Annotated in this window: 2 protein-coding genes; both read right to left on the bottom strand. The window is 59.7% G+C overall.

Annotation, left to right across the window (positions count from 1 at the left end):
* On the bottom strand, positions 1-2,036 hold a 2,036-nt coding region (locus G6N73_RS35120), incomplete at its 3' end, for an ABC transporter permease (RefSeq protein WP_165034458.1).
* Positions 2,033-2,971, bottom strand: a complete 939-nt coding sequence (locus tag G6N73_RS35115; protein ID WP_246252825.1) for a quaternary amine ABC transporter ATP-binding protein — start codon at positions 2,969-2,971, stop codon at positions 2,033-2,035. The genes G6N73_RS35120 and G6N73_RS35115, both read right to left, overlap by 4 nt.
* Positions 2,972-2,977: the final 6 nt, after the last annotated feature.

Below are 2,977 nucleotides of genomic sequence, written 5' to 3'. Positions count from 1 at the left end.
GCGAGGAACGCTATCGAAAGACCCGCCACGATGCCCAGTCCTGCATCAGCTTTACCGAGCGCTATGTAGACTTGCTGGCCAAGGTCACGGGTGCCGACAAGGGCAGCAATCGCCAGCATCGACAGGGCGGCCATGATGGTCTGGTTGATCCCCAACATGATCACCGGAAGCGCAAGTGGAAACTTGGCCTGCATGAGAACCTGGGTGGGGGTCGCCCCCATCTGCTGAACGGCTTCGACCACGTCAGGGCGGACATTGCGGAGGCCATGCTCCACATAGCGGATCGGCGGCACGATCGCGTAGAGCATGATTGCAATCAAGGCTGTGAACTCGCCGACCTTGAAGAACATGAGAGCTGGGATGAGGAAAACGAACTGCGGGACCGTCTGAAGCCCGTCGCAAATTGGCCGCAGGATTTTGGAGACTCGCTCACTGTGCGCGGCCCAGACACCCAGCAACCCACCGATCATCAGACACAGGATCACGGCGAGCATCGTCAGGTACATCGATTGGCCGAGGGGCGCCGATAGGCCCGACACCAGGATAAACCCAAACCCGAGCATGGCGAAACACGCAAGTCCTATGCCGGCAAGCCTATAGGCCAGCAGCCCAAAACCGAGAATGAGCGCGGGCCAAGGAAATCCTGCAAAACCTTGAAACAAAAGAAGTCCTGCCATGCATGTGGCCACTGCGAGCTGCCAACCGTAGGCTTTCATCGCCAACCCCGCGATTGCGAGCCAGAGCGCCACATATACGGCAACCATCGGCGGCGTTAACGCGAAACCCCAAAGCGCGGGGGTCGCCGCACCAACGATGCCCATCCGCAACGGCAGCAGGAGACTGTACAGGACGACATTGCGCGCACCGTTGAAAAACCACGCGTAGTCGCGAACGACGCTCGTCAGCGCGACATTTACAATTCCAACCTGTTCACGCAGTGCCGTTGAAGGGAGCGCCCACGCGTCGGGCAAGAAAAGCCGCTGGGCGGCGGCCGCGACGAGAGCGACGACAACGATGCCCGCAAGTCGCCGCCAACTCATCCAGGCCATGATCGGCGTCGGACCGTTTGGGCGTTCCTTGGCGAACCCCAACGTCAGCCGGTCTATCAAGATCGCCAAGAGAGCGATGACCAACCCGGACAGGATGCTTTGCCCGAATTCGGCTTTGCGCATGGATGACAAAACCTCCCAGCCAATGTCTTCAAACCCACCAATGATCGCGGCAACGATGACCATGGAAAGGGCGGCCATTGTACTCTGGTTGAAGCCGACAAGGATCTGCGGCAGTGCCGTGGGGACTTCGACGTGCCAGAATTGCTGCCGCCGCGTGCAACCGCTCATCAGGCCGGCTTCGCTGATATCGCTCGGCACGCGATCGAGGCCAAGCATTGTGTTCCGCACCATGGGCGGCGTGGCATAGATAGCGCTGGCAATGAGACCGACCACCGGTCCGAAGCCGAACAGGAGTAGCAGGGGGATTAGGTAGGCAAATGCGGGAACAGTCTGCATAAGGTCGAGGAAGGCCAGTAGCCCTGGTCGGAACCTCGGGAACCGATAGCCGAGCAGACCAAGCGCAAACCCTAGCCCGACGGCAATCGGGACCGACAGAAGTACTAGCGACAGGGTGTTCATGCTTTGCGGCCAGTAACCGGCAATTACCATGTAGCCGAGGGCAATGACGGAAAGGAGCGCAAGCCGGTATCCCCCTGACTTCAGCGATAGGACTACGACGATCGCCATCGTTGCAGGCCAAGGGAGCCAAGAAAGGCAGGCTTGCATACCACGCATTGGAACATCTAGCAGTGCTGAGATGCTCCTGAAAAGCGGCTGGATAACCGGCACCACCGCGTCGCTCACAACGTTGATCCCTGCCGCAATTGGCACCTGCCAAGCTGTGGGAAAGGTCACGACCCAAGGCAGGCTATGCTGCAATACGATGCAGGCGAACGTAAGAGCGATCAGTGCGCCCCACGCGGCAAAGCCGGCTTCAACGGTGAGAGGCCGGATGGGCTGCTGAATGCCACTTACCGTGCTCATGAAGCCTGCCTACGGGAATCGCGTTCCAGAACTTCCAAGACGTCGGCAGCGGCAATCATCCGGCGCGGGGCATCGGCCTGCACCACGCCAAAAGTCTTCGCGCCACCGGCGATGCGGGGGATCAACTCCTCGATGCTAGCGCCAGCGTCAATGTCATGGTCGACCGCCGTCCCATTGATCGCTGTTGCCAGATCACCGGCCTTGATGACGCGGAGTAGCGGCATATCCTCGGTGAATTGGGCAACATAGTCATCGGCAGGATTGAGGACGATATCGGCCGGTCGACCGATCTGGACAATCTTGCCTGCACGCATGATCGCGAGACGGTCGGCCAGACGGAAGGCCTCGGCGATGTCGTGTGTGATGAAGATGATGGTCTTCTTGAGCATCTTCTGCAATCGTAAGAACTCATCCTGCATTTGCCGGCGGATTAGCGGATCGAGTGCCGAGAACGGCTCATCGAGGAACCAAAGTGCTGGACCCACTGCGAGCGAGCGCGCGATGCCGACGCGCTGCTGCTGGCCACCAGATAGCTGGTTCGGAAACGATTTCTCTCGGCCGTCCAACCCCACCAGCGCAATCATCTCACGGGCCCGTTCCTCCCGCTCCTTCTGGCCTTTTCTCTGGATCTTGAGGGGGAAAGCCACATTCTCGAGCACCGTGAGATGTGGCAAAAGGCCGAAATTCTGGAAGACCATGCCCATATCGTGTCGACGAAGCTCGATCAGTTCCTTGGGGGATGCCTTCAACAGATCCCGGCCGTCGAGCAAGATTTCGCCTGCACTGGGTTCCACAAGCCTCGATAGGCAGCGCACGAGGGTTGATTTGCCGGAGCCGGACAGGCCCATGATGACGAAAATCTCACCGGTCGCGACCTCAAACGATGCGTCAACCACCGCAGGCAGGTGTCCCTCTGCCCGCAAGCGGTCAGCCAACGCGTC

The organism is Allomesorhizobium camelthorni (assembly GCF_011045125.1).
Lineage (GTDB): Bacteria > Pseudomonadota > Alphaproteobacteria > Rhizobiales > Rhizobiaceae > Allomesorhizobium > Allomesorhizobium camelthorni.
Note: the sequence above shows the minus strand (reverse complement) of the source record. Positions and strands in the feature narration are given on the sequence as shown.